Source organism: Archangium sp. (assembly GCF_036277355.1).
GTDB lineage: Bacteria > Myxococcota > Myxococcia > Myxococcales > Myxococcaceae > Archangium.
On the sequence record NZ_DASUNC010000077.1, the window covers coordinates 51,528 to 76,464 of the forward strand.

Consider the following 24,937-nt stretch of genomic DNA (forward strand, 5'->3'; position numbering starts at 1 on the left):
GGCTCCAGGACTTCCCGATGATCGTCCCCATCGATGAGTTGATGAGCCGTCTGAAGCCGTTCCTCTCCAAGGACCTGGTGGGAGAGGAGGAGTTCGGCCACGTCAACGCGGTGGCCCGGCTGCTTCCGGAGGTCTCGGGAGGCTTCTGCTTCGAGTGCCGCATGGAGGCGGGCGCCCCCCGGGTGGACTACATGGTCTGCTGCATGCGGACCGATGGTGGCCACCAGGCCCTCGCGGATGCGCTCGAGAAGACGCGCGAGCCACTGACCGGGCCCCTCTGGGACGGCGTGCGTGAATTCTCGCGGCAGTGGGTGGACCCCCAGTCGCCGCTGGCGCGCGTGCCCGTGCTGTGGATCGAGTACGACGTGGAGGGCCCGACCACGACCCCCAAGCCCTTCGCCTTCGCCTGCGTGCAGCCCGAGTTCGGGCAGAAGCCACCCGGCTCGCGGCGGGAGACCGGGGCCACCGTGGACGAGTCGCTCCAGCTCACCTGGCGTGCGCTGGAGTCCTTCCAAGGGGGGCCGGTGCGCCCGGCCATCGCGCGCACCGTGGAGCGCTGCTTCGAGCAGCTGCCCGACTTCGCGGAAGTGGAGCACGTGGCCTCGCTCGCCTGCCGCGGCTCGGACGCGGTGCGGATGATCATCGGCATGCCGCGCGAGGAGGTGGGCGGGTACCTTGAGCGCATCGGCTGGCCGGGCTCCCGGGCGCAGGTGGAGGAGCTCACGAAGACGTGGCTCAACTACCTGCACTTCGCGGAGGTGAACCTGGACGTGGGCGAGACGGTGGGCCCCACCATCGGGCTGGCACTCCCCTTCCCCGAGAAGCCGCACGAGCCGTGGGCGAAGGAGTTCCTCCAGCGCATGGTGGACCTCGGGCTGTGCACGCCCGAGAAGCGCGAGGCCATCCTCCAGTGGCCCGGGCGCGAGCGCGTCCCCCTCACGGGGCACCGATGGCCGAGCAACCTGTGCCGGACCGTCGGTGCCAAGCTGGTGGTCCGGCCGGACGCGCCGGTTTCGGTGAAGGTGTATCCCTACTTCGAGTGCCGGTTCTCGCTCTGGAGCGACGTCTAGGCGCCCTTGCCGGGCTTGGGTTTCCCCCCGGCCGTGCCCACGGTGAAGAGCCGCTGCAGCATGAAGGAGCTCGAGCCCAGGCTGGTCTGGACGTACCCGAAGACGATGGAGCGCACGGTGTTCCCGTGCGCCTTGGGCTCGTACAGGTACGTCTGGGAGAAGCCGGTCATGGCGTTGCCCGAGGGCGGGGAGCCATGCACCGCGGTGACCGAACCCGAGCAGTAGAATTTCGACGTGTCCGTGGGGCTGGTGAGGCCCACGTACAGGTTGGTGATGGCATCCGTCCACGCGTTCTTCGGTGCCACCGTGCAGGAGACCGCGAGCTGGCCCTCCACGAAGGTCACCGTCCAGTTGCTCGGCACGACCAGCTCGTTGTCGCCATAGCCGTACCCGGGATTGTCCTCGCTGATGCCCATGTCGTTCCCCTCCGTTGCGCTCCGGGGCGGATGATAACCGGTCGAGCGCCCGTCCGAGGCCGGACTGAGGCCCCGCCGCGCCGTTATGGCAGGCTCGCCCCATGACCCCGGCGCCCCCCCACTCCCCGCCCCGCTGGCTCCTACCAGGGCTCGCGCTCGCCACGGCGGCGCTGCACCTGCTCTTCGCCCACCGCTACGGCTACTTCCGGGACGAGCTCTACTTCATCGCCTGTGGCCAGCGGCTCGACTGGGGCTACGTGGACCAGCCCCCCTTCATCGCCGTGGCCGCCCGGCTCGCCACCACGCTCTTCGGCCATTCCCTCACGGGCCTGCGCGTGCTGCCCGCGCTCGCCGCCGCGGGGCTCGTGGCCCTCACCGGACACCTCGCGCGGCGCTTCGGGGGTGGAGGCTTCGCCGTGGCGCTCGCCGCCCTCCCCGCCGCGCTCGCCCCCATCTTCCTCTTCCAGGGCCACACCCTCACCATGAATGCCTTCGAGCCCCTCCTCTGGACGGGCTGTGCCGCCCTGCTGGTGCACCTGGTGCGCACCGGGCAGACCCGGCTGTGGCTCGCCCTGGGCGCGCTCGCGGGCGTGGGGATGCTCAACAAGTACTCCATGGCCTTCTTCACCGTGTGCCTCGTGCTCGGCATCCTCCTCACGCCCGCGCGGAGGCTGCTGGCCAGCCGCTGGTTCGGCCTCGGCGTGCTGCTCGCCACCGCGCTCGTGCTGCCCAACCTCCTCTGGCAGCACGGGCACGGCTGGCCCATGCTCGAGCTGCTGCGCAACGGCCAGCTCTACAAGAACACCCCCTTCCAGCTCGGCGACTTCGTGGGCGGGCAGTTCCTCCTGCTGCACCCGCTCTCCGCCCCCCTGTGGCTCACGGGGCTCGGCGTCCTGTTGTTCTCCCCCTCCCTCCGGCCCTACCGCGCGCTCGGCTTCGCCTACGTCCTGCTCTTCGGCCTGCTCGTCTTCCTGCGCGCCAAGGACTACTACCTGGCCCCCGCCTACCCCATGTTGCTCGCCGCGGGCGCCGTGCACGCCGAGCGCCTCATCCAGCGCCCCGTGGCACGCGCCGCGGTGCTCGTCCCGGGCCTCGCGGGCTTCGCCGCCCTCGCGCCGCTCACCCTGCCCGTGCTGCCCGTGGACACCTTCATCTCCTGGCAGCGCACCCTGGGCATCGAGTCCTCCCCGCAGGAGCGCCACGAGTACGGCGTCCTGCCCCAGCACTACGCGGACCAGCACGGCTGGGAGGAGCTCGTCGCCTCGGTGGCCGAGGTCTACCAACGCCTGCCTCCGGAGCAGCGGGCGCGCACCACCCTCTTCACGCAGAACTACGGGGAGGCCGGGGCACTCGACTGGCTCGGCGCGGCCCACGGCCTTCCTCCCGCGCGCTCGGGCCACAACCACTACTTCCTCTGGGGGCCCGGAGACGCGGACGGGAATGTCCTCGTGGTCGGGGGCAAACAGGAGGACCTCCAGCCCGTGTGCGCGCACGTCGAGCTCGCCGCGCGCGTGCCGCCCAACCCCTACGTCATGCCCTACGAGAACAACCTGCCGCTCTACCTGTGCTCGGGGCTGAAGGTGCCGCTGGCCACCCTCTGGCCGCGCGTGAAGCACTACGAGTAGGCGAGGCGCTCACCCCGGCTGGACGAGCCCTTTCAGCGTGCGCCAGGCGCGCTTGACGGGCACGGGCGCGAGGGTGCTCGCCGTCTTGCGGAGCAGCTCCCACCCTTCTCCGGAGAGGGTGATGCGCCGCGCACGGATGTCCTCCGCCATGCGCTGGAACAACCGCGCCCGGTGCATCAGCGCCGGTCCGGGCAGCAGGTGGCACGTGCGCGGCTGGACGGCCCGCGGGTCCCGGCAGAAGACGTAGAACGAGCGCACCGAGTGCGGGAAGAACAGGTCGAACACCGCATGGAGCCTCCGCTCCACGTCCGTCAGGCGCTCCAGCCCGTGCTGGGCGAACTGCCGCTCCCACCACTCCGTGTGCGCCCAGATGAGATGCCCCGAGGCCGGAATGGGCGGCTCGAGGCGCTCGTCCGCCAGGTAGTGCGACTTCACGAGCCTCATGGGCGCCCACCCTACCGGAACAGGAGCCGCCGCCAACCCGCTGTCTCAGGAGCCGCCCATCCGCGGGCTCAGCCACTCGACGATGCGGCTCAACGTAGCCGGGCGCGGGTTCTCCAGCGAGATCTGCCCCGTGTCGTTCCCCGTCACGGGGACTGGCGCGGGGAGGGTCTCGATCCTGCCTTCCATCTGCAGGTAGGGGGACAACCAGAGCCGGTACGAGAGCGGCATGAAACCGCTGAACGTCTTGTAGGCCAGGATGTACTGACGCCCCTTCTGCACCGGGTACCGGATCATCGCCGTCCCGGTCTCGAGCGCGTTCTGGACGTATTCGCCACCGATCTGGGTCAGGACCGCGCCCTCCTCGATGGGCGCGATGGTGAGCGGATAGCCGTACCCGTGGACGTAGCCGTTCGGCCCCACCTCGATGACATCGGACATGATGGTCACCGGGCCACTCTCGCGCGCGGTCACCACGAAGGCGTCGTAATGGAAGTACTGAGGCGCCTGCAGCGAGTGCGTGGTGAGCACGCCGCGGAAGGCTCGGTCCTGCGGCGCCAGGCCGGCGGCAACCTCCAGGTCCTCGGGAGCCGCGGTCAGGGTTTGGGAGGACATCCCGGCCGCAGCAGGAGCCGGCGCGGAGGGGGGGTGGAGGGTTGGGCTCGGTGGGACCGGGCTCCGGCTGGCAGCCGGTAGCGGCCACTTGAGCCGAGTGCTCGACACGAAGGGATTCAATACCTTCGTCTGCTCGCGGACCCAGAGCGCGCGAGGGGCTTCCGTCGAGATGCAGTCGCTGCGCTCGGGCACCCTCCCGCCGGCCCCCTGAGCCAGTACCATGGGTGCGCGCCGGACAACGCATGGGGCGCTGACGAAGCGCGCACGGTCCTCCAGCACGAAGGGGCAGCTTGTCGCGGTCCCGCCACATGGACAGCCTGCCGCCAGCGATTCGAGCGAGGAGACCACCATGGCAGCCGAGCAGGGAGCGAGTACGCAGGAGAAGTTGGCGATGATACGAGGCTCGGCCGTCATGCTGGGCCCCGCGGTGGTGGTGGACGGTCTGCTGGCCGCGAGTGTCCTGGCCGCATCGGCGGCGGCCTGGGAGCAGGGGCGCCGGAGTGGACGGCTCCTCTGGAAGCTGGCGGCGGTGGGCGCGTTGACCCCCTGGGTCTACCGGCTCTTCCTGCGCTCGAGCATGATGAGATTGGGCGCTACCCGACAGGAGGAACAGCAATCCCTGCCAGGGGACGAGCTGATTCCCGACCGGAGGGCGACGGAGCTCACCCACGCCCTCACCCTCCGCGCACGCCCCGAGGACATCTGGCCGTGGCTGGTGCAGATAGGGTCGGGAGAGCGCGGAGGCTTCTACAGCTATGACTGGCTCGAGCGGCTGGCGGGGGCGCCGGTGCACAGCGTCGATCGCATCCTCCCGGAGTACCAGCAGCCCAAGGTCGGCGATCTGATCAACCCGGATGGATCGTGGCGCGTGCTGCGGGTGGATCCAGGCCGTGCCTTCGTGTTCGGCGACAAGGACTTCGTCTGGGCCCTCGTGGTGCAGCCGGTCGATGAGGAAAGGAGCCGTCTGCTCGTGCGCTTTCGCGTGAGCCCACGGCAGGCGGGGCCCTTCGCATCCGGCCTCATCGTCCTCCCCCACCTGCTCATGCAGAAGAAGATGATGAAGGGCCTGCGCCGCCGGATCGAACGGGCCGCGCGCCAGCGGGAGGCGGGAGGCGCCATGACACCCGGGATGGCACGTCCGGTGTCCGAGCAGTCCCCGGCGCCTGGCCTCTAGATGAAGTGAAATGAACAAACAGCAAGGGGCGGTCTGCATGCGGCGGTGGGTCTCCGTGCCCATGCCCCTGCACCCCTCCATCGAGCCGCTCCAGCTGGCGAAGCCGATCGACTTCATCGTCCGCGTCTCCGCGGCCTGACGGGCCCCCCGGTCGCGATGCCTTCTCACCCGTGGAAGACCTTCGAGAAGAACTTCTCGACGCGCGACTTCTCGGGCTCCAGCGTGTTCGCGGGCGAGGCCACGGTGGACGCGGCGGCGGCACCAGGACGCAGGCCGGACGCGATGCCGGGCTTGATGTGGTGGCACAGGTCCACCGCGACGTCGCTCTTGAGGTGGGTGCCCACACCCGCCGCGGCGTTGAGCTCGGCGGACTGCTTGAGGAAGCCGTTCTCCAGACCGAACTTCCCGCCCGCCTGGGCCGCCGCGCCCGCCACCACGCCCCCCGTCACCGAGCCGTGCAGCCGGCCCAGGTGCCCGCCCGCCGTGCCATACGCGCCCGCCGTGGCGGCCGCGCCCACCTGACCCGAGAGCAGCGCCGTGGCCGTCCTCGGATCCACGGACGCCACGCCCTCGGCGTAGGCGGTGGCGGAGGCCTTGCCCTTGATGAACCCGCCCACGTGCCGGTTGAAGTCGTGGCTCGCGCTCGCCGCGACGCCCACGCCCGTCTCCGCCTTGGCCGTCAGCGCGGCCGTGTACGCGTGGCCCTTCGTATCCGCCGAGACACCCGCCTGGGCGCTCGCCTTGAAGGCGCACCCCACATGCCATGCCCGGATCGCCCTCCATGAACCGGGGGCCAACGTGGTTTCAGGGGAGGAGTCGAGGAGGACCGAGAACCCGCCGGTCTCCATCTCCTATATCAAATATCAACCAACGATGTAGCGACCGCATCATCCCTGACGCGGCTCGCACGCGGCGAATCCAGAGCCATGAAATTGCCGAATGGGACCAGACACCCTAGAACAGATTTCCTTTCCAAAAGGAGGAGGATGAGATGACGGCGATGATGAAGCTGCTGCGCGGCTGTGTCTTGCTTTCATGTACCACGCTGCCCCTGCTGATTTCTGGCTGCAAGAACACGTCTTCCGTGAGCGATGCGACGCCGGCCGCACGACCGTCCGAGGGTCCGACGGTCCAAACCATCGACATCGGGCAGTGCTTCGCCTACCGGTACTCGACCAATGATCGTTGCAACGCGGCGAATCAGTTGGACTGCCAGAAAGCGATGTCCGATAGCGACTGCGGCGTCCCGAACAACTTCGTCTACACCAACGCCTGGTGCAATCAGGACAAGAGTACGTTCTACGAGTATCACGTCATGTGCCAGGGCTATCTCAACACGGGGCCCCAGCCGGGGCCGCAATGCCCGAATGATCATGCGACAGGCACCTGGACGCAGTCCGGCTGTGATCTCGGGTCTTGTACCGACAACTGTGACGCCTACTGCCCGGGCGGGTACTGCACGGGAAGCGCTTACGGACTGTGCTATTGGGGGTACGCCCCCCGGTGCGACTGCGGGACCGTCACGTGTCCCTGCACCGGGCCGGACTGCGACGCCAAGAAACAGGCACCTCCCAAGACCGGTACTCCTTAGCGCCCGTTGACCCGGCCCGCGCAACTTCCACTGCCTCATTCGGAGTGGATATGCTCCAGCACATGGGCAGTGTTCGCGCGTTCTGGGGCCAGCTGTTCGTCGTTCTCTTGGGGTGCTGCACGGTGGGCTGTGGCCTGGCTCGCAATGCCATCCAGGAAGACCGGCGGAGCTCCAACTCACTCCCGGCCTTCACCCACCGGCCGGGAGACTGGCGGAAGCAAGCCGTGCGCATGCGGGATGGCGTGGAGCTGTCCACGCGCATCCTCCTGCCGGAGGGCGTGGAGCGCGCCCCCGTGGTGCTCATCCGCAATCCCTACGACCTGGGGCCCTTCATCGAGCTGAGCTGTGACCTGTTCGTCCGCTACGGCCTGGGCTGCGTGCTGCAGGACGTGCGGGGACGCATGGCCAGCGGCGGCGAGTGGTGGCCCCTGGTGCACGAGGTCTCCGATGGCGAGGACACCCTGCGCTGGCTCGTGCGGCAGCCCTTCGTGGACGGCAACATCGCGCTGTATGGCATGTCGTATCTCGGAGGCACGGCGCTCGGGGCCGTGGCGGGAGAGTTGCCGGCCGAGGTGAAGACGGTGGTGGTCTCCGTCTTCGGCACGGACCTGCGGGAGGTGGTCTCCGAGCGGGGGCTGCTCCCGCATGAGCTGTTGACGGCCTGGGCGGCCTTCATGCCGGGCCTCCGCGAGACCCGGTCCGCGGGAGACGCCTACCGCAAGATGCTCGAGCACCGCCCGCACCTCGAGGCCGACGTCGCCGCCTTCGGCGCGCCGCTTCCCTTCTACCGGGAGTGGTTGAAGGCGTTGGAGCCCGGAGGCGCGCTGTGGCAGCGGCCGGAGACCGTGGCCTTGCGGCAACTGCCGGAGCGGCCCGGGGTTCCTCCCATGCTCCTCGTCGGTGGCTTCGATGATCCCTTCCTGCCGGCGACGCTCCGCACGTGGGAGTCCCTCGCCTCGCGCGAGCGGAGCCTGCTGGTGCTGGGGCCGTGGAACCACCTGGGCATGCAGGGCGGGGCCGTGAAGACTCCCGGCATCAAGGACGACATGAACCAGTGGGCCTTCACCATCCCGTGGCTGCGCCATGCGCTCCAGGGCGTGCCCCTGCCGTATGAAGCGGGCCGCGTGGTCGTCGCGGGCCATGGGGATGACGGTGCGCGCGTCCTGCCCGCGTGGCCTCCCGCGACCCGGGAGCAGGTGCTCTTCCTGGACACGGCCCCGGCGACAGGAGCGCCCGGGGCATGTGCCTCGGCGTCATTGAGCGGCCAGTCCCCCCTCACGCCCGCCTCCCTGTCCTACCGCTATGACCCCGCCGACCCCTGGAGGAGCGAGGGAGGAGGCCGCGGGTTGGCCTTCGCCATCTACGGCCGCCAGGGAACCCCGCAGGGACCGGTGGTTCAGACCTGGCCGTGTGCACGGCAGGACGTGTTGCGCTTCGTGGGAGCCCCGGCGGATTCCGCGCTGCGCATCGCCGGCCGCGCGCGGTTGCGTCTTCGCGTGCGTTCGAGCGCGGAGGACACCGCCTTCGTCGCCAGGCTCGTCGACGTGGATGCGAAGGGGCGCGCCCTGCATGTCACCGATGGAGCGGCCACCCTGCGTCTGCCCCTGGCGGACACGCCCGCGCCCCTCGCGTACACCCCCGGCAGCGAGCGCGAGGTGGAGATCGACTTCCGCGCCACCTCCTGGGTGCTGGCGAAGGGACACCGGCTCGGGCTCTGGGTGTCCTCGTCGAGCTACCCCCTGCTGTCCGCGCACCTGAACACCGCGCGCCCCTGGTACGAGGAGACGACCCCCGTGGTGGCCACGCAGACGGTGGAGCTCGGAGGAAGCGAGGAGGCATCGAGGCTCCTCCTGCCGGTGGAGCGACAGGCCACGGCCCACCGGACGGCCACGCACGGTGCTCGCCAGCGCTCCCTGACGAATCAGAACTCGGTGGTGCACTGCCACTGATTGAAGGGAATGTCCTGGCAGTAGCACCAGCCCTGCGCGCCATTGCTGAACACACAGGGCACTTCGGAGAACGGGCTGCAGCCCCGGTATTGAATCTGCTCGCAGGACGTAGCGAGCGTCGTCTTGTCCTGCTGCGCGAGCGCGTCGCTCCCCGCGTCGTCGGGAGTCTCCACTCCACCACAGCCCACGGCGAGGACGAGGAACGCAGACACGAGAATGCTTCGGAACATGAGTAAAGCCCCTTTCACGCCAGTGAAGGCGCGATAGGGCTCAGCAAGTGGGGCGCTCGTCAATTTCTCGGGCCCTCCGCGAACCTTCGGCGTGGCTACCGCGCGCGGACCTTCGTGCCGGGCACGGGTTGGGGAGCCATCTCGGACCCCCAGCGCCCCGCGCATCTTCCGCTGACCCGGGAGGAGGACTCAGGGGGGCACTGCCCCCCCGGCTCACTTCATGTCGTCACGGCAGCTGAAGCTTCGGCTGACGACGGCCGACGCCGTTCCATTGCTGTCGATCACCTTGAACTCGGCCTTCTTCGTGGTGTTGGCGCTCGCCGTCGTGCTGGGGGTGGGGCAGAAGAAGGTCTCGATCATCGCGCCCGAGTACCAGCCCAGGGGATACCCGTACTCCCACTCCTGCCAATACGGGGTGTAGCTGCCACTGCCTCCCGTGGCGCTGCCCGTGCAGCGCATCGCCGTCGAGGTGGCGCGCGCGCACGTCATGGACACCGATGGAACGGGGCAGGCCTCGGTCACGGCCTGGGACACCGACCGGGGCACATCCAGACAGACGGTCCGGTTGCCCGCGCTGTCGACGACCATGGGGAAGGCCTTGACCGTGAAGTTGCGCGTGCCACAGGCAATCCCCGTCGTGCTGAAGTACCAGGTGCCGGAGCCGCCCGTGCGATCCTCGATGCTGCGCAGCGCCCCATCCACGTAGTACTCGAGCCGCACCGCGTTGGCGCCCGTGGACACCGCCCAGGGCCCGCTGCCCGCCATCTCCCCCTGCCAGGTGCTGATACCCCCGATGGACAGATCCGTGACGCTCAAGCCGGAGCACAGGGCGGACTGCTGCGTGCCTGGCTGCTCCTCTGCTGGCACCAGCTCCTCCGGTGCGCCTCCGCAAGCAGCCAGGAGCAGCCCGGACAACGAGGCAGTGACGAGCGGACGAAGCAACGAGGGACGCATGGGATTCTCCGAATCTGGGTGTGCAGGTCCAGCCTGAATTCCAGTCTCCGTAGAATAAATGGAGCAATATTGAAAATCAAGGATTCCAACGATTAAGCCTTTTCGAGGGCTCATTCCTGCCAGTGGAGCTTCAGACCTCGGACCTCACCCGGAATCCATCAACATCCATCCTGATATGTAATCCGCTGCTCCCTTGATTTTCCGTTTATGACAAGAGAATGTGTTGCCGCTGGAATACTCCTGACGGAGGACGAATGCGGCAGTCGATGAACGAGTGGCTCAAGCAGAACAGGCTGGCGAGGTTCCTGGTACGCACCGCGGCGGGGCTGTTGCTCACCGCTGGAGCACCGGCGTTGGCGCAGCAGCAGGCGGCCATGCCGGCCGTGGCGCTCCCGGGGGGCGACTATTGGCAGTACACGCTCGAGACCGGATACGACTGGCGGCTCGTCCAGATCAATGGCTATACCGAAGAGGGGCAGTACTTCAGCAAGCCGATGTACATGCTCGATGGCGTGAGCGGCATCTACAACGCACCGCTGCCCTACAGCCTGCGAGAGGAGCTGCTCAACTCCATCGATACCGAGAATACCTCCTTCTCGCTCAGCCAGGAGATCGTCAACGAGATCAGCACCTCCGAGCAGCTCGGCTATCTCACCCCGGCGCTGCAGGCCATCGCCGAGCCGCTCGACGGCGAAGTCGCCTACGAGACCTTCTCGCGCCCCGGGGCCGGCGAGGAGTCCTTCGGGCTGTTCGGCCGGTGTGACGACAAGATCGTCAACAAGAACAAGTCCTTCAACATCAGCACGCCCCTCAGCCAGAACTTCAACATCGGTGGAGGCTTCTCGGGCAACCTGTCGCTCACGGGAGACGCCCAGGCCTCGGCGGTGGGGGAGATCCAGGTCCGGCAGAAGCGCTTCAAGCTCTTCGGTGCCTGTATTCCCTACGGCATCAAGTTCGACTACGCGCGGGCCCACGGCAGCGCGATGGTGAACTACGGCACCACGCTCAGCGGCACGGTCAACTACAGCAGCCCGCCCTGGGAGTGGCAGCTGGCCAAGCCCTTCCTCTTCGGCTTCGGCTTCGCCATCGGTCCCATCCCGGTGTACATCGGCTTCAACCTCCCCATCACGGCGGGCCTGCAGTTCAATGCCAGCGTGACCGGCTCCGTGACCTACAATGGCGCGCAGGCCGCCTCGGGCTACTTCGACTACACCTGCACGCTCGACAGCTGCAACGGCTACTCCAACTTCAGCTCGAGCAATCTGCAGGGGCCGCAGACGTTGACCGGGGGTGTCTCCGGGAGGATCCAGCCCACCATCTACGCGCAGCTCGCCATCCGTGGCTTCCTCTACGATGACAGCGTGGCCTATGCCCAGGTGGGTGTGCGCCCCTACCTGTACGGAGACCTGTGGGGCTACTACGGCAACAACTGCGGCGACGCGAACGGTGACGGCTACTTCGAGACGGTGGATGCGCTGACCTTCGATCTGGACTGGCAGATCCTCATCACCGCGCAGGCGGACTCCTTCCTCACGCGGGAGAAGCGGTGGACCCTGTGGACCAGCCCGCGCTGGCACCTCAACTACTGGGATCTGATCGGTTCCGAGGCGCTCGAGCCCATGCTGGTGGGCAACGCGAGCGTGCCCGTCAACACCACGCAGACGTACAACGCCCGGATGCGCCCCTGCTGGCCGTATACGGACACCGTCACCTACCAGCTCGCCTGGGGTGATGGCGGTACCTCGAGCCTGAGCGGCGCGCCCGCCTCGCTGACGCCGGCGTCCCACGTCTGGTCGTCCACCGGCACGAAGGGCCTGTCGCTGATCGCCCAGAGGGACAGCCATGGCCGTCAGTTCAACAAGACGACGGTGCGCAACATCCAGGTGACCACGGGCGGCGGCACCGCCACGCACATGGGCATGACCTGGAAGGCGCGGCAGCAGTACGGCGCGTATGTCAATGTTGGCAGTGACAGCGTGAGCAACGCCTACAGCGGCGACACGAGCCCCTACACCTCCCTGCCCATCCTGTGTCTCAAGAAGGACGGCCGGCCGGCGCCCTCTGGAATCACCTTCGACTTCTACAACGGCTGGTCCGGAGGCGAGGTCAGGCTCAGCGCGCCCGTGACGGGCTCCACGCTCACCTCGCGGGCCACCGCGGACGGCATCTGCGCCAGCACCTACGGCACGGGCTGGCGGATGGGTGAGTTCCACGACGGCGGCGGCGGCTGGGGCTGGTGGGCCGCGGGTTCCATCAGCACCACCACCCGCTTCTGGGTGGCGATCGACGATCAGCCCGCCAACCCCTGGAACTGACGTCCAGGGCCCGGCGCTGACAGCCGGGTCCGGGGAGAGCTATCCGTTCCCCGGTGGCCGCGGAGCCCTCTTCCTTCGCGCTTCGAGAGCGCCAGAGGCGGCGGCCCGCAGGATGCGGCGGAAGGTGGGGCATTCCATGTGGCTCGGCGCGGGACAGGCCGCGGCGTGCCGGAGGCCGTCGCGCATGGCGGTGAGCTCGCGGATCGTCCTGTCCAGCTCCTCCGCCTTGGCCTCGAGCATCCGCCGGTCGATGCGCGGCCGCCCGTCCGGCGCGAACATCCGCGCGATCTCCTCGAGCGAGAAGCCAGCGGAGCGCCCCAGCGCGATCATCGCCAGCCGCTCCAGCACGTCGGGCTCGAACAGACGGCGCAGGCCCCGCCTGCCGACCGAGGCGATCAGCCCCTTTTCCTCATAGAACCGCAGCGTCGAGGCGGGAACGCCGGACCGCTTCGCCACCTCGGTAATGTCCAGGTCTCTCATCCTCTTGACCTCAAGTCGACTTGAACTGGCAGGGTACGGCTTTCGATTCTCGAAGGCACGCCCCAGGAGACGATCATGAATGACACGCGCCAACCCGATGACGAGCAGACGAAGCTCTGGAATGGGCTCGCCGGACGCGCCTGGGTCGAGCAGCAGGAGGTGCTCGACCCGATGTTCAAGCCGCTCGAGGAGCTGCTCGTCGAAGCGGTCTCCGCCGGCTCCGGGAGCCGGGTGCTCGACGTCGGCTGTGGTACGGGCAGCACCACGCTCGCCGTCGCGCGGAGGCTCGGTGCGAAGGGCCATTGCACCGGCATCGACATCTCGGAGCCGATGATCACCGCCGCCCGGGCCCGCGCCGAACGGGAAGGCACGCCCGCGAGCTTCCTCCGCGCCAACGCGCAAGACCACTCCTTCGAGCCCGCGAGCTTCGACACGCTCATCTCGCGCTTCGGCGTCATGTTCTTCGACGACCCCATCCGGGCCTTCGCGAACCTGAGACGTGCCGCGAAGGAAGGCGCCGACATGCGGTTCATCGCCTGGCGGAGTCCGTCGGACAATCCATTCATGACGACGGCCGAGCGCGCCGCGGCACCGCTCCTGCCGGGCATGCCCGCCCGCCGGCCGGACGCGCCGGGGCAGTTCGCCTTCGCGGACCCGAGCCGGGTGCACCGCATCCTGGAGGAGAGCGGCTGGACGGGGATCGACATCCAGCCACTCGATGTGGCCTGCACCCTGCCCGAGAAGGACCTGGTCCGTTACCTGTCCCGGCTCGGGCCGCTCGGCCTGATTCTTCACGAGGCGGACGACCCGACTCGCACCCGGGTCATCGACACGGTCCGCGCCGCTTTCGAGCCCTATGTGCACGGAGCGGAAGTGCGCTTCACCGCCGCCTGCTGGCTGCTCCGCGCCCGAGCGCCCTGAGCCCCCTTCGCAACCGACAAAGCCCTGCGATAGGTCTCCTCCCCGGCAGTTCCCACCCACCCCGAGGAAACCGAGCATGAGCGCCGCTCCACCGGAAGCATCCACCGTCCACCCCACTGCGGCCATCGGTCAGGGCTACAACCCGTTCGATCCCGCCTTCCAGCTCGACCCCTACCCCTTCTACGCCCGTGCGCGGAGCGAGGCGCCCGTCGCCTATTGCCCCCAGTTCAACGCCTGGCTCGTGACGAGCCATGAGCTGATCACCCGCGTCCTGAAGAGTCCGAACCTCTTCTCCTCGCTCCACAACCTGGACAACCCGGTGGCCCTGCCCGCGGAGATCGAAGCCGTGCTCGCCACGGGCCATTACCCGCTGGCGCCGGGCTTGTTCAACAACGACCCGCCGGGCCATACCCGCGTGCGTGCGCTGTTCAGCAAGGCCTTCACGGCCCAGCGTGTCGCGGAGATGGAAGCGGGCATCCGCAAGCTGACCGAGGGCCTCGTCGGGCAGTTCGCCCATCAGGGTCACGTGGACCTGGTGGCGGCCCTGGCGCATCCCCTGCCCATGACGGTGATCGCCGACCTGCTGGGTGTGCCCCGTGAGGACATGCGCCGCGTCAAGCAGTGGCACGACACCTGGATGAAACTCTTCAGCCCGCAGACGCCCGCGGAGGAACAGCGTGTCGCGGCGCAGAGCTGCGTCGACTACCAGAACTACTACGCCCGCCTGCTCGCGGACCGTGCCGCCCATCCCACCGGCGACCTGACGACGGCGCTCGTCCAGGCCCGGGTGGACGGCGAGCACCCCTTCACGACCGCGGAGATGATCTCCCAGATGATGATCCTGCTGAGCGCGGGCCACGAGACGACCACGAGCCTCATCAGCGGCCTGCTGTACAACCTGTTGCGCAACCCCGGGCAATGGCAGGAGGTACAGGAGGATCCGAAGCTGCTCGAGGCCGCCATCGAGGAGAGCGTGCGCTTCACCTCTCCCGTGCAGATGGAGCCCCGCATCGCCAAGGTGGCCACCGAGCTGGGCGGAGTCGAGCTCCCCCAGGGCGCGCGCTTGAACATCGTCTACGGCTCGGGCAACCGCGATGAGCGGGCGTTCGCGGACCCGGACACCTTCGACGTCCATCGTCCACAGGTGGGCCGGCACATCGGCTTCGGATGGGGCATCCACTTCTGCATTGGCGCGCCCCTGGCCCGGCTCGAGGCCCGCGTCGCCCTCGAGGTGCTCCGCGAGCGGCTGCCCCACCTGCGCCTCGCGCCCGGCTTCATCCCCGAATACGAGCCCAGCTTCTACTTCCGTGCGCTGAAGAAGCTGGAGCTCGTCTGGGACAACTAGCCCACCCCGTCACTGCAGCAGGAACGTGTTCGACGTGGCCACGTGGCCGGCGGCGTCGGTGACGCGGATGGCCATGTCCGCCAGCGTGGAGTCGACCACCACCTGCTGCGTGAGCACTCCGTCCACGAAGGGCTCGCTCACGCGCGGTCCGACGGAGCTGCCCACCCCTGTCTCCAGGCGCACGTTGCCGCGGAACGCCGCCGCGGCCGCGCCGGTCGCGCGCACCGTCAGCGTGAAGGGCACCAGGCGCTTCTGCGGGCCGATGGGATCGATGCTGTAGCCCTCCGGCCACTCCCCCTCGACGACGGTGAGGCCGCCCGGGCGCACGGCGGTGCGGCCGTCCCCGAGCGTCACCTTCACGTCGTAGCTGCCGGGCGCGAGCAGCGACGGCACGCGGGTGGAGATGACGCCCTCGGGCGAGACGGCGAGCGTGGGCACATCCAGTGGCCCGATGCGCACCGACACCCGGGTGTCCACCTCGACGGTCCCCTTGCCGTAGTCGACCGTCGCGGGAAGGACCAGATCCGTATCGAGAGCGAGCGCCGTGGCCTCGCTCGCGCGCATCTCCGGCGGCGAGACCGAGCGGATGACGGGCTCCGGCCAGTCCTGGCAGGACAGGAGCAACAACGAAGCGGCGAGGGAGACGAGCTTTCTCATGGCAGCTGATACCTCACACCCAGGAGCCCCTGCACCCCCGTCGAGCGCCCGGTGATGAAGGGAATGTACGCCTCGCCGAACCCCACCCGTCCATCGAGGAACGGCTCGAACGCCCCCAGCGGGACGCGAAGCTGCGCCCCCGCGAGCAGCTCCCAGCCGAGCGCCGAGCGCACGGAGCTCTCGGAGAAGTCACTCGAGAGGTGGTGCAGCGCCAGGAGCGGCCCCACGCCGACGCGCACGTCCACACCGAGGTATTTCATCCGCACGAGGTTCATCCGCCCGACCGCCAGGAGAGGCAGGGAATGCAGGGCGGAGACGCTCACCCCGGTGCCAGGGACGTTCGCCTTGAAGCGCGCCAGCCGCCAGCCGAGCTCCACGTCGAAGGAGAAGCGGCCCCAGCCAGGGGGCGTCAGGGTGAGCTGCGCCGAGCCCTGGGGGCCCCGGTTGAAGCCGCCACCGTGGAACGCGCCCCCCACGAGCGCGAGGGAGTACCGCAGCTCCTCCGCCGGCTTCGTCTCGGCCGGCCGGGCCGCAGCCGGAGGGGGCTCGGGGCTCGCCTCCCGTGGAGGAGCCTTCGGCTTCTTGCGGGTGGGGGCGCGGGCGGGAGCCTCGGGGGCAGCCACGGCCGCGGAAGTGCAGAGCAGGAACAGGAGCGCGAACCAACGCATGGAGAAGGAGAGCCTCGGAGGCCAGTGCCGCGGACGGGGGAGAAGCGAACCCCAGCGGGCGCCGGTTGTCGAGCCCCTTCGCGTCAGGGGGAGATCGGCGTACAGAGCTCCACGAGCACTCCGTCCATATCCCTCACGTAGGCCACCGTCTGCCCCCAGGGCTTCTGCTTGGGAGGCTGCGCGGCCCCGGCGCCCGCCTTCACCGCCCGCTCGTAGGCGGCCTGGACGTCGGGCGTGACGAGCGCCACCTCCACCGCCGCCGCGTCCTGCTTCGGCCGGTTGAAGCGCACCGTGAGGCCATTGTCCTTCGCCATCTCCTCCGAGGCGAACGCCAGCGCCGTCGCGCCGGTCTCCATCTCCGCGTACTGGCCACTCTCGTGGAGGAAGCGGCGTTGCAGGCCAAAGGCCTTCTCGTAGAAGTCGACGGTGGCGGGCACGTTCGCGACGTAGAGGATGACGTAGCCGAGCTTCATGGCGGCGGACTCCGGTTGCACGGGTGGAACAGCGTACGGCGGTAGAGGGGCCTGGTCGTACGTCCCGGACCCGGGGACACAGCGTGCCCGAAGCGGCACCGGGATTGCCAACCCAACCAGGAGTTCATGAAAAGTCAGCTTGGCTTCATTCGCGAGGAATGATTGGTTCCCTCCTCTCTTCACCAGGAAAGGACCTCATCCATGCGAAACTTCCTCGCGGTGTCCGTCTCGTTGCTCCCGCTGCTGGGCCTCGTGGCCTGTGGCAGCACGGCCCCCACGCAGGCCCCGCGGCTCGAGGAGCAGACGCAGGGCCTGAACGCCACGGGCACCGGCTGCAACGCCGATTCGGACTGTGCGTCCGGGCTGTGCTGGCACGAGATGGACTCGTATCCCACCTACAACCCGTATTGGATCAGCGCTGACCAATGCACCGAGGAGTGCGCGGGTCCGACGGACCACGCGTCCTGCCAGCAGCTCGCTCAGGACCTGAACGCCCCGTATCCGGAGAAGGCGCGCTGCATCGAGGCTCGGGGTGTCTACGACGACAACCCCTACGATCACTCCGTCTACGTGTGTGACTTCATCCCCGCTGGCCTGGGCAACATCAACTGGGTGGAGTAGGGGTGGCGCCTCACGGGGAGTCGACCTCGGCGAGCGCCGCTTCCAGCGACTCCCCTCCCCGCACGACGCGCGCCAGCCGTCCCGTCGCGTCGTAGAGCAGCACCGTGGGGAGCGCGAGCTGCCCGCCCACGGAGAGCGGCTCGGCCACCTCCTCGGACAGGGACTCCACCGGGTAGGTGATGGACAGCTTCGCGGCCTCGGCCCGCACCTGCTCGGGGGGATGGGCCGCCAGCCCGCGCACCTGCCACCGGCCCTCCTGGGCCAGCCTGGACAAGAGGGGCACCTCCTCGCGGCAGGGCTTGCACCAGGAGGCGAAGAGCTGCACCGCCGCGGGCCGCCCGTCCTTCGTGCCCCCCACCTGCTCGAGCTCCAGGGGGAGCTTCGGATGGCGCGGGCGTGGCGCGCGAGGAGTGAAGGGGGTGGAGTCCTTCGAGCCCCCCTCCGTCAGGGACCACCGCCGGCCCGCCGCGAGCACGCCGAAGGACTCGGTCACACCGGGGCGCCACGTCACCTCGACCTCCGCCTGCTCCTCTGGACCAAGCCCCACGTGCACGGTGGGGTCCACCGCGCTCACGTAGCCCCGGGCCAGCAACACGGGGAAGGCCCGCGTGCCCGCCGCCGTCCGGACCCGGACCGTCGCGGTGCTCGCCTCGCGGTCGCCTCCCGTGGCGCGCAGCCGCACCTCCAGCGCATGCCCCACGGCCCCTTCATTCACGAAGAGCTGCAGGCGCGGCCGGGCGCGGTTGAGCATGAGCAGCTCCTGGTCCCCATCCCCGTCCAGGTCCTGGGCCACCAGGGCGCGGCCATCGGCACGTGACGAGAAGCCGTCCGTGTACGCACACTCCTCGAAGGTTCCGTCCGGCCGCTGCATCCACAGCTTCTTGGGCTCCCAGCCCGAGAAGGACTGCTCGAAGCCCGTGCGGCCCACGCGGCGCAGCGGAGAGGGCCCCGTGGCCCCCACCATGGCATAGGGGGAGGAGGAGGCCTGCGAAGGAGTGCGGCCCGTGGACCTGCCCTGAAGTGAGAGCGCCAGGACCTGGCGCCAGTACACACTTCAAAGATCTTTTCGATTGGGAGCGCTGTAGTATCCGTTGGCCACGGCGAGGTCCAACCGGCCATCATCATCCGCGTCGAGGAAGATGGAGCCGAAGGCCCACAAGCCCCGGTTGACGCCCCGCGCGCGAGCCACCTCGTCGAAGCCGCCGTCCTCGCGGGAGACATAGAGCGTGTTGCCCGCCGCGAACTTGTCCAGGCGGGCCTTCAGCTCGGGACGGACCTGGGCGGCGGCCAGCACGCGCGTGCCCGCCTTGGAGAACATGTTGGCGACATAGAGGTCGAGCCGCCCATCGCCGTTCACGTCCCCCACGTCCGCGCTCATGCCATTGCCCGGATCCCTCAACTGGTGGGCGTCCGTCACATCGCGAGGAGTGCCCCGGGCATCGAAGCGCCAGAGGTCGTTGTCGCCGAAGTCATTGGCCACGTACACCTGCGGCCGTCCCTCTCCGAGCAGGTCGGCGGCGACGGCGGCGAGCCCCCAGCGCCGATGCCGCTCGTCCTGGGGAGGAGCAATCTCCTGGAAGGTCAGGTCCCCCTTGCCCCGGAAGAAGCGGGCGGGGCGGCCATCCCTCGCGGCGAGGAAGTCATCCGGCCCGTACTTCATCGGGTAGTGGAGGAACACGAGGTCCAGCTTGCCGTCGGCATCGAAGTCGGTGGCGAGCGAGGCGTGCGAATTGGCGGGCGGGAGCCGGGACGCGACGGCTTTGAAGCGCCCTCCCCCGTCATTGCGGAGCGCGGTGGGGCGGGACTCGGCGCTCCAGGCCGTCTGCGTGGTGACGATGACGTCCGGGTCTCCATCCGCGTCGAAGTCACCCGCCGCCAGGGAGGAGAACCACGCGCCCTTCGGAGGTGCCACGTCCAGGCGCGTGCGCACGTAACGCAGCGGGGCCGTGGCGCGGAACAGGTACAGGGCGCGCGGGTCGGCGACGAGCACATCCACGAGCCCGTCCCCATCGAGGTCACGCACGGCGAGGGCCCCGTTGCTCATGGAGGCCTGCATCCCCGCGGCCTCACCGTCCGCCTCGGGAGGGAGTACGAGCCCGGCGCGCTCCGCCGCCTCGAGGAAACGGGGCTCGGGCCGGATGGCGTCCTGACGCCACGCCAGCTCCATCCGCTCCAGGCGCCAGGCCTCCGGACGTGACCGGCTCAGGGTGGCGGAAGCCTCACCTCGAACCGAGCGGCGCGCGCCCTCGCGGTCCACGCCATCCAGCTCGAGCAGCAACCGCGCGGTGGTTCCCTCGGGCCGCGGCTCGAAGGCGAGCGCCCGCACGCTGCACCCGGAGATCCAGACGAAAGACTCCGTGGGGAACCGGACCTCTGGAGCCGCTGCGTCACCCGGCAGCACGAAACGGCCCTGCTTGAGCGGCGTGCACAGACGGCTGTCGAAGAAGGACTCCAGCGAGTCTTGCAGCGCCTCGCGGGAGTCGAGCTGGCGGAGCATCCGATAGGAGCCCGGGTCCGATGCACCGCGGGCGGGCGCGACGGCGAGGCACAGCAAGGCTCCGAGGACGAATGATCGCATCGCCCGGGAGTCTACCATGCGGCGGAGCATCCTCACCTCCCCCGTCCGTTGCGCCGCACCAGACGAGAACGAGGAGGCCCGCAGCGGCGCCCGTGTGACGGCGCAACGCATCCGCCCGGCCGAGCGGTAATCATGCAAGCCTCCAACCCCACAGCGGGAAGCGCCGAGACGCTGGGAGGGTGGCCCGAGGGAATGCTCGAGGAGGAGGCAGGCATCGGCGGGTCGCGAAGGCCCGCTGCTTCTAGGACGCTCCTCCTGGAGGAGGAAGGGTCACGGCCCGGTCCGGGGCACCAGTCCCTGGACCGGAGTGTCCTGGCCAATGGCGATGAAGGGGGCCCAGAAGTAGGGATGGGGCTGCTTGTGGCGCAGCTCCTTCATCGCCGAGCGCAGCGCCTCGGCCCGGCCCTGGCCGGCCAACAGGTTGCGGTAGTAGCTCTCCATGAGCGGGTGGGTCTTCTCATCATCGACCTTCCACAAGCTCGTCACCAGCGTCTGCGCTCCGGCCACCATCAGCGCGCGGCGCAATCCGTAGACGCCCTGGCCGAGTTTGACGTCACCCCGCCCGGTCTCACAGGCGGACAGCACGACCAACTGCGTTCCCCACAGGTTCAGACCCGCCAGTTCCAGCGCCGTCACCCACGAGTCCTCACGCCGCGAGGCTCCGGCCCCTGCCGCCCTGGGGTGAGCGCCCGCGAGCACCAACCCCGAGCGCAACAACGGGTCCGATGGGCGATAGGACGGCCCCGTCCCGCCAAGACTGAAACAGTCCACCGCGCGCGAGGACTCGGAGTCACTGGCATCGGCATCCGTCAGGAAGAAGCCGTGCGTGGCGATGTGCAGCACGCCCGGCGTCGCCAGCTTCAACAGCACCTCCTTGCTGGCGGCACTGCCCATCAACACCTGCGCTTGCGGCAGCAGCCGGTGGATGGCCTCGGCCTCCTGGCGCGTACCTGGCAGGGGTTGCGAGAGCTTGTCCTCGCCCCCCAGGCACCGCGCCGAGAAGAAGCGCGCGAGGGAGCGGGAGCGGCTGGCCGGCGCGGGAGCGCTCTCCTGCATCGCGGAGCCCACCGCCGGGCTCGCGCCAAAGTCTGGATCGGCCAGGACAATGACCGATTGCTCGGGCGTGATGCCCTCGAGACGAGGCAACAGGTCCTTGCCCGAGGTGAGGTAGGTGATGTCGAAGCCATCGACCAGGAACCGGCGGCCATCGTGGAGCGCGTCGAACGGAACCAGGGCCAACTGGCTGTCAGGCGAGACGAAGAGCCGCCGCACCCCGCCCAGCAGTGGCCTCAGGGGACGGAAGACGAGTGCATGGAGCGCCCGGGCTGGGGGCTGATAGGAGACGTAGCGGCCCGCGAGCGCTTCGTGGAGGCGCCCGACGGCCCGATCGATGGGCGCGGCGGGACCGAGCTCAACCGCCCGGGTGCGGCCATCCGCGAAGAGCAGGAGCGCGAGGTAGCGCAGCGCTCCCGAGCCCTGGGGCTCCGGAACACCCGGCCTGGGCACCAGGGGGCTGTCCTCGTAGGCAACGAACTCGATCAGCGCGCCATCGCTGGGGAGGGCCGCGGCCACACGCTCGACGAGCTCCGCGGGAGGTGGCAGCTCGAAGAGGGCGCGCAGGGGTTCCGAGCGCCGCGCGAGGTCTGCCTCCAGGGTGTCGCCCTCGCTGGTGAGCTCCTCGACACGCCGCTTGTAGTCGTCGAGCGCGAGCGCTTCGGGGCCCGCCAGCGACAGCTCGGCGAGCCGGGTGCGCAGGGCGCGGAGGCGATCGAAGGCTTCACGCTCGGCCGGGCCCAGGCCGCGGTAGATGATGCGAGACGTTTCAGCGAGCTCCTCGGTGGAGCGCCCTTTGTGGAGGAGCGCGGCGGCGAGCGCGAGCTGCCGGACGCGGGCATCGTCCGGGTACGCGCGGACGAGCGAGTAGAGGCGCTCCTCATCGGCCTGGATCAACTGCAGCGCACGGGTCAGCCGCGCCTCCGAGAAGCCAAACACCTCGTGACGCAGGTGCTGCTCGGAGATGTGGAGCGCACGTTCGAAGAAACTCAACGCCTCGGCGGGCCGCCGCTGGGCAAGACGCAGCTGCGCATAGCTGTTGAGCAAGGGGACGAAGTCGGGATGACTCCCGCCGAGGGACGCCTCGTAGATCGCGAGCGCGCGCGCATACAAGGGCTCGGCCCGCGCCGAGTCGCCCCGATCCTGGTAGAGATTGGCGAGGCTCTGGATCGCCTTGACGATGCCGGGATGATTCGCGCCGAGGCTCGCCTCGCGAGTCGTGAGCGCGCGCGCATACAGTGCCTCCGCCCGGTCCTGCTCGCCCTGGCTCTTGTAGACATTGGCGAGATTGTGGAGCGCGGCGGCGACCTGGGGGTGGTTCTCGCCGTACGCGGCCGTGTAGATCTCCACCGCGCGCTCGAGCAGCGGTCTGGCCCGCGCGTAGTCCTCCTGGAGATGATGGAGGTTGGCAAGCCCCTGGAGCGAGTCCGCCACATCAGGATGGTCCTCGCCGAGCGCTTCCTTCCGAATGGCGAGAGCACGTTCGTAGAGAGGCAGGGCCCGCTTGTAGTCCCCCTGGTTCTTGTAGAGGTTCGCGAGATTGTTGAGCGACTGAGCGACATCGGGATGAGCCTTACCGAGGCGCTCCTCCCGGATCTCGAGTGAGCGCTCGTACAGCAACTCCGCCTTCGCGAAATACCCCTGATCCTTGTACAGGAGGGCCAGGTTGTTGAGCGAAATGGCCAGCTCCGGATGGGTTTCGCCGAGGGTTGCTTCCTCGATCGCAATCGCGCGTTCGTATAATGGCTCGGCCCGCTCGAGGGCTCCCTGCTTTCTGTAGAGCTCAGCGAGGTTTCCGAGCGTTTGGGCGACGGCAGGGTGGTTCTTGCCGAGGCTCTTTTCCTGGATCGCCAGCGCGCGCTCATACAGGGGCTCAGCCCGTCCATGGTTCCCCAGGGAGACGTAGAGGAGGGCGAGGTTGTTGAGGGGATGGGTGAGATGGAGATGCTCCTTGCCAAAGGCCGCTTCCTTGATTTCGAGTGCGCGGAGGAGGAGGGGTTCAACCAGGGCGTAGCGCCCCTGGGAGTCGTAGAGGTTGGCGAGGTTGTTGAGCGAGTCGGCGACATCCGGGTGATTCCTGCCAAGGGCCGCCTCCCGAATCGCAAGCGCTCGTTCATACAAGGGTTGCGCCTGCGCGTAGTCCCCTTGGAAGTAGTAGAGGTTGGCGAGGTTGTTGAGCGATTTGGCGACGTCCGGATGTTCCTTGCCAAGGAGCGCCTCTCGAATCGCGAGCGCTCGCTCATACAAGGGTTTGGCTCGCGCATATTGCCCCTGCATCGCATGGACGGTGGCGAGACCGTTGAGCGATTGAGCGACGTCGGGATGGTTCCCGCCGAACGTTGCTTCCCGAATCTCGAGTGCACGAGGAAAGAGCTGCTCCGCTCGCTTCAAATCTCCCTGCCGGAGAGAAACCCACCCGAGCAGGTCGAGGCACTGGGCCACCTCGGGATGGGCAGGCCCCAGCGCGGCCTCTCGCAACTCCAGGGCATGCTCGGCGGGCGGTCCTGCCTCGGCGTACTGTCCCGCCTCCTCCAACTTCCGCCCCTCCTCGTAGGCCCTCAGTGCTTCCACCAACCGGGGGTCTGCCGGCGCTTTCTCCACCGTCGCACAGGCCATACAACCCAGGACGAGCAATGCCACCGGGGCGAGAACTCGCCAGAGCTGCTGCCGAGAATTCATGCAGGGGTTTTCGAGCATGGGGGTCAGCTTTCTTCCGTGAAGACCTGACTGATGCGGAGGTCCAGGTCGCTCTTGATGGCGTCAACGAGACTCGTGAACTCCGTCGAGGACAAAGCGAGACGCTCCTGGAGACGCCGCTTCGTCTCTTGATAGACCGCCTGCCGTGCGCGCTTGAGCCGGCGCGAGACATTCGACTGGCTCATGCCAAAGAGTCTCGCCATCTCGGTCGTCGAGAGCCGATCGATGAAGTAGAGCTGGAGAGAGTGCCGCTGCTCCCACGGCAGGGAGGCGAAGGACTCGTACACGGCCTGGCGGAACTCGGAGCGGTAGCGGCGCTTGATGATATCGAGCTCCAGGTCGGCACCTGGATCCGGCAGGGCCTCGATGAGCGCGAGGAGGTTCTCGTTGGGAGTCTCGCCGCCCGCGGCGACCTCCTTGAGGGCCAGGCGCACGGCCATGATTCGAATCCAGCTCAACAGCGCACCTTTGCCATTGTACCCAGCGATCCGTGGCCCCCCTCCACTGGCCCCGCCCATCAGGATCTCGATGCGGACCAACTGGCAGACCTCGTCGAGCACCATGGCGGGCAATTTGAGAAACCCGAGCACCACGGGAAGCTTCGCCAGGTAGCGGCTCTCCAGCAGGCCGCTGGACGCGAGCACCCCGTGCACCCACGCACAGGCGAGATAGAGATCGCCCAGGGCCCGCTCCGCCAGCACCTGCGCGAGCGTTTTTCCCTCGTCGGCCGGCGTCAGCCGCTCGGCCAGATGCCGCACGAAGACGTCAGCGGGGATGTCGAGTTGCGGCCATGCGTCCCGGCCCACTTCCCAGGCACAGCGAAGCTGCTCCTCGAATTCGGCGGCATCCCCCGGCACCGCGCTCCGCACGGATGCATGCCTGAGAAAGACCATGGCGAGACTGGGCTGCTCTTGCATCGTCCCCCAACCTAGCCATCGCGACGCTCCCGTCACCGTCCGTCCCACGCCAGAAAATTCAGTGAATGTTGTCTATTCACGCGCTCCCGCCCGAGGTGCTTCCTCCCGTGCCGGGGAATCAACACCCTCTGGCATCCTCGTTGGAGC

At 68.6% G+C, this 24,937-nt stretch carries 24 protein-coding genes; 10 read left to right on the top strand and 14 right to left on the bottom strand.

Features of this window, described 5'->3' with window-relative positions:
• Positions 1-17 precede the first annotated feature (17 nt).
• Positions 18-1,070 carry a hypothetical protein gene (locus VFZ09_RS21205; RefSeq protein ID WP_329729449.1) on the top strand — a complete coding sequence of 351 codons (1,053 nt, stop codon included), beginning with the start codon at positions 18-20 and terminating at the stop codon, positions 1,068-1,070.
• Here VFZ09_RS21205 and VFZ09_RS21210 read toward each other — a convergent pair.
• Positions 1,067-1,486 carry a hypothetical protein gene (locus tag VFZ09_RS21210; protein ID WP_329729450.1) on the bottom strand — a complete coding sequence of 140 codons (420 nt, stop codon included), beginning with the start codon at positions 1,484-1,486 and terminating at the stop codon, positions 1,067-1,069. The two genes, VFZ09_RS21205 and VFZ09_RS21210, sit on opposite strands and share 4 nt — an antisense overlap.
• A 101-nt stretch (positions 1,487-1,587) precedes the next feature.
• Here VFZ09_RS21210 and VFZ09_RS21215 point away from each other — a divergent pair, with 101 nt between their 5' ends.
• Positions 1,588-3,111 (top strand): ArnT family glycosyltransferase, encoded by a 1,524-nt coding sequence (locus VFZ09_RS21215; protein WP_329729451.1) that lies wholly within the window; start codon positions 1,588-1,590, stop codon positions 3,109-3,111.
• Positions 3,112-3,120: 9 nt separating this feature from the next.
• Here the strand turns inward: VFZ09_RS21215 and VFZ09_RS21220 are convergent, their stop codons facing one another.
• Positions 3,121-3,555 carry a hypothetical protein gene (locus VFZ09_RS21220; protein ID WP_329729452.1) on the bottom strand — a complete coding sequence of 145 codons (435 nt, stop codon included), beginning with the start codon at positions 3,553-3,555 and terminating at the stop codon, positions 3,121-3,123.
• 45 nt (positions 3,556-3,600) lie between these two features.
• The gene (locus VFZ09_RS21225) at positions 3,601-4,167 is read right to left on the bottom strand and encodes a hypothetical protein (RefSeq protein WP_329729453.1); all 567 of its coding nucleotides are present in this window, start codon (positions 4,165-4,167) and stop codon (positions 3,601-3,603) included.
• Between the two features lie 349 nt (positions 4,168-4,516).
• On the opposite strand from VFZ09_RS21225, the gene VFZ09_RS21230 reads away from it, so the two are divergent.
• Together VFZ09_RS21230 and VFZ09_RS21235 are read left to right on the top strand one after the other, a co-directional pair.
• The gene (locus tag VFZ09_RS21230; RefSeq protein WP_329729454.1) at positions 4,517-5,341 is read left to right on the top strand and encodes a hypothetical protein; all 825 of its coding nucleotides are present in this window, start codon (positions 4,517-4,519) and stop codon (positions 5,339-5,341) included.
• A 10-nt stretch (positions 5,342-5,351) separates the two neighbouring features.
• Positions 5,352-5,480, top strand: coding sequence for a hypothetical protein (locus VFZ09_RS21235; RefSeq protein WP_329729455.1), 129 nt, complete (start codon positions 5,352-5,354; stop codon positions 5,478-5,480).
• Positions 5,481-5,505: 25 nt separating this feature from the next.
• Here VFZ09_RS21235 and VFZ09_RS21240 read toward each other — a convergent pair whose 3' ends face one another.
• A complete protein-coding gene (locus VFZ09_RS21240; protein WP_329729456.1) occupies positions 5,506-6,099 on the bottom strand; it encodes a hypothetical protein in 594 nt (197 codons plus the stop codon).
• A gap of 233 nt (positions 6,100-6,332) precedes the next feature.
• Here VFZ09_RS21240 and VFZ09_RS21245 point away from each other — a divergent pair, with 233 nt between their 5' ends.
• A complete protein-coding gene (locus VFZ09_RS21245) occupies positions 6,333-6,932 on the top strand; it encodes a hypothetical protein (protein ID WP_329729457.1) in 600 nt (199 codons plus the stop codon).
• Between the two features lie 50 nt (positions 6,933-6,982).
• Positions 6,983-8,881 (top strand): CocE/NonD family hydrolase, encoded by a 1,899-nt coding sequence (locus tag VFZ09_RS21250; protein WP_329729458.1) that lies wholly within the window; start codon positions 6,983-6,985, stop codon positions 8,879-8,881.
• Here the strand turns inward: VFZ09_RS21250 and VFZ09_RS21255 are convergent.
• A complete protein-coding gene (locus VFZ09_RS21255; RefSeq protein ID WP_329729459.1) occupies positions 8,854-9,111 on the bottom strand; it encodes a hypothetical protein in 258 nt (85 codons plus the stop codon). The two genes, VFZ09_RS21250 and VFZ09_RS21255, sit on opposite strands and share 28 nt — an antisense overlap.
• 213 nt (positions 9,112-9,324) lie before the next feature.
• Complete coding sequence (locus tag VFZ09_RS21260) at positions 9,325-10,065, bottom strand: hypothetical protein (protein WP_329729460.1); 741 nt, start codon at positions 10,063-10,065, stop codon at positions 9,325-9,327.
• 254 nt (positions 10,066-10,319) lie between these two features.
• Between VFZ09_RS21260 and VFZ09_RS21265 the strand changes: the two genes are divergently transcribed.
• Positions 10,320-12,380, top strand: coding sequence for a hypothetical protein (locus VFZ09_RS21265; protein ID WP_329729461.1), 2,061 nt, complete (start codon positions 10,320-10,322; stop codon positions 12,378-12,380).
• 39 nt (positions 12,381-12,419) lie between these two features.
• Here the strand turns inward: VFZ09_RS21265 and VFZ09_RS21270 are convergent, their stop codons facing one another.
• Complete coding sequence (locus VFZ09_RS21270) at positions 12,420-12,860, bottom strand: helix-turn-helix domain-containing protein (RefSeq protein ID WP_329729462.1); 441 nt, start codon at positions 12,858-12,860, stop codon at positions 12,420-12,422.
• 75 nt (positions 12,861-12,935) lie between these two features.
• Here VFZ09_RS21270 and VFZ09_RS21275 point away from each other — a divergent pair, with 75 nt between their 5' ends.
• Both VFZ09_RS21275 and VFZ09_RS21280 read left to right on the top strand, forming a co-directional pair.
• Positions 12,936-13,781 (top strand): class I SAM-dependent methyltransferase, encoded by an 846-nt coding sequence (locus VFZ09_RS21275; protein WP_329729463.1) that lies wholly within the window; start codon positions 12,936-12,938, stop codon positions 13,779-13,781.
• 76 nt (positions 13,782-13,857) lie between these two features.
• Positions 13,858-15,126: a cytochrome P450 gene (locus VFZ09_RS21280; RefSeq protein ID WP_329729464.1), complete on the top strand. Its 1,269-nt coding sequence runs from the start codon at positions 13,858-13,860 to the stop codon at positions 15,124-15,126.
• 9 nt (positions 15,127-15,135) lie between these two features.
• Here VFZ09_RS21280 and VFZ09_RS21285 read toward each other — a convergent pair whose 3' ends face one another.
• From VFZ09_RS21285 to VFZ09_RS21295, 3 genes are all read right to left on the bottom strand, one after another.
• On the bottom strand, positions 15,136-15,783 hold the full coding sequence (locus tag VFZ09_RS21285) for a hypothetical protein (protein WP_329729465.1): 648 nt from the start codon (positions 15,781-15,783) through the stop codon (positions 15,136-15,138).
• The gene (locus VFZ09_RS21290; RefSeq protein WP_329729466.1) at positions 15,780-16,451 is read right to left on the bottom strand and encodes a hypothetical protein; all 672 of its coding nucleotides are present in this window, start codon (positions 16,449-16,451) and stop codon (positions 15,780-15,782) included. Before VFZ09_RS21290 ends, VFZ09_RS21285 begins: the two co-directional genes overlap by 4 nt.
• An 83-nt stretch (positions 16,452-16,534) precedes the next feature.
• On the bottom strand, positions 16,535-16,924 hold the full coding sequence (locus VFZ09_RS21295) for a VOC family protein (RefSeq protein WP_329729467.1): 390 nt from the start codon (positions 16,922-16,924) through the stop codon (positions 16,535-16,537).
• Positions 16,925-17,125: 201 nt separating this feature from the next.
• On the opposite strand from VFZ09_RS21295, the gene VFZ09_RS21300 reads away from it, so the two are divergent.
• Entirely contained in the window at positions 17,126-17,545 is a 420-nt protein-coding gene (locus VFZ09_RS21300; RefSeq protein ID WP_329729468.1) for a hypothetical protein, read from the top strand.
• Positions 17,546-17,555: 10 nt separating this feature from the next.
• Here the strand turns inward: VFZ09_RS21300 and VFZ09_RS21305 are convergent, their stop codons facing one another.
• From VFZ09_RS21305 to VFZ09_RS21320, 4 genes are all read right to left on the bottom strand, one after another.
• Positions 17,556-18,596, bottom strand: coding sequence for an ASPIC/UnbV domain-containing protein (locus VFZ09_RS21305; protein ID WP_329729469.1), 1,041 nt, complete (start codon positions 18,594-18,596; stop codon positions 17,556-17,558).
• Between the two features lie 3 nt (positions 18,597-18,599).
• Complete coding sequence (locus VFZ09_RS21310) at positions 18,600-20,123, bottom strand: VCBS repeat-containing protein (protein WP_329729470.1); 1,524 nt, start codon at positions 20,121-20,123, stop codon at positions 18,600-18,602.
• A 270-nt stretch (positions 20,124-20,393) separates the two neighbouring features.
• Entirely contained in the window at positions 20,394-23,855 is a 3,462-nt protein-coding gene (locus tag VFZ09_RS21315) for a CHAT domain-containing tetratricopeptide repeat protein (protein ID WP_329729471.1), read from the bottom strand.
• Positions 23,856-23,878: 23 nt separating this feature from the next.
• On the bottom strand, positions 23,879-24,766 hold the full coding sequence (locus VFZ09_RS21320; RefSeq protein ID WP_329729472.1) for a sigma-70 family RNA polymerase sigma factor: 888 nt from the start codon (positions 24,764-24,766) through the stop codon (positions 23,879-23,881).
• Positions 24,767-24,937 lie beyond the last annotated feature (171 nt).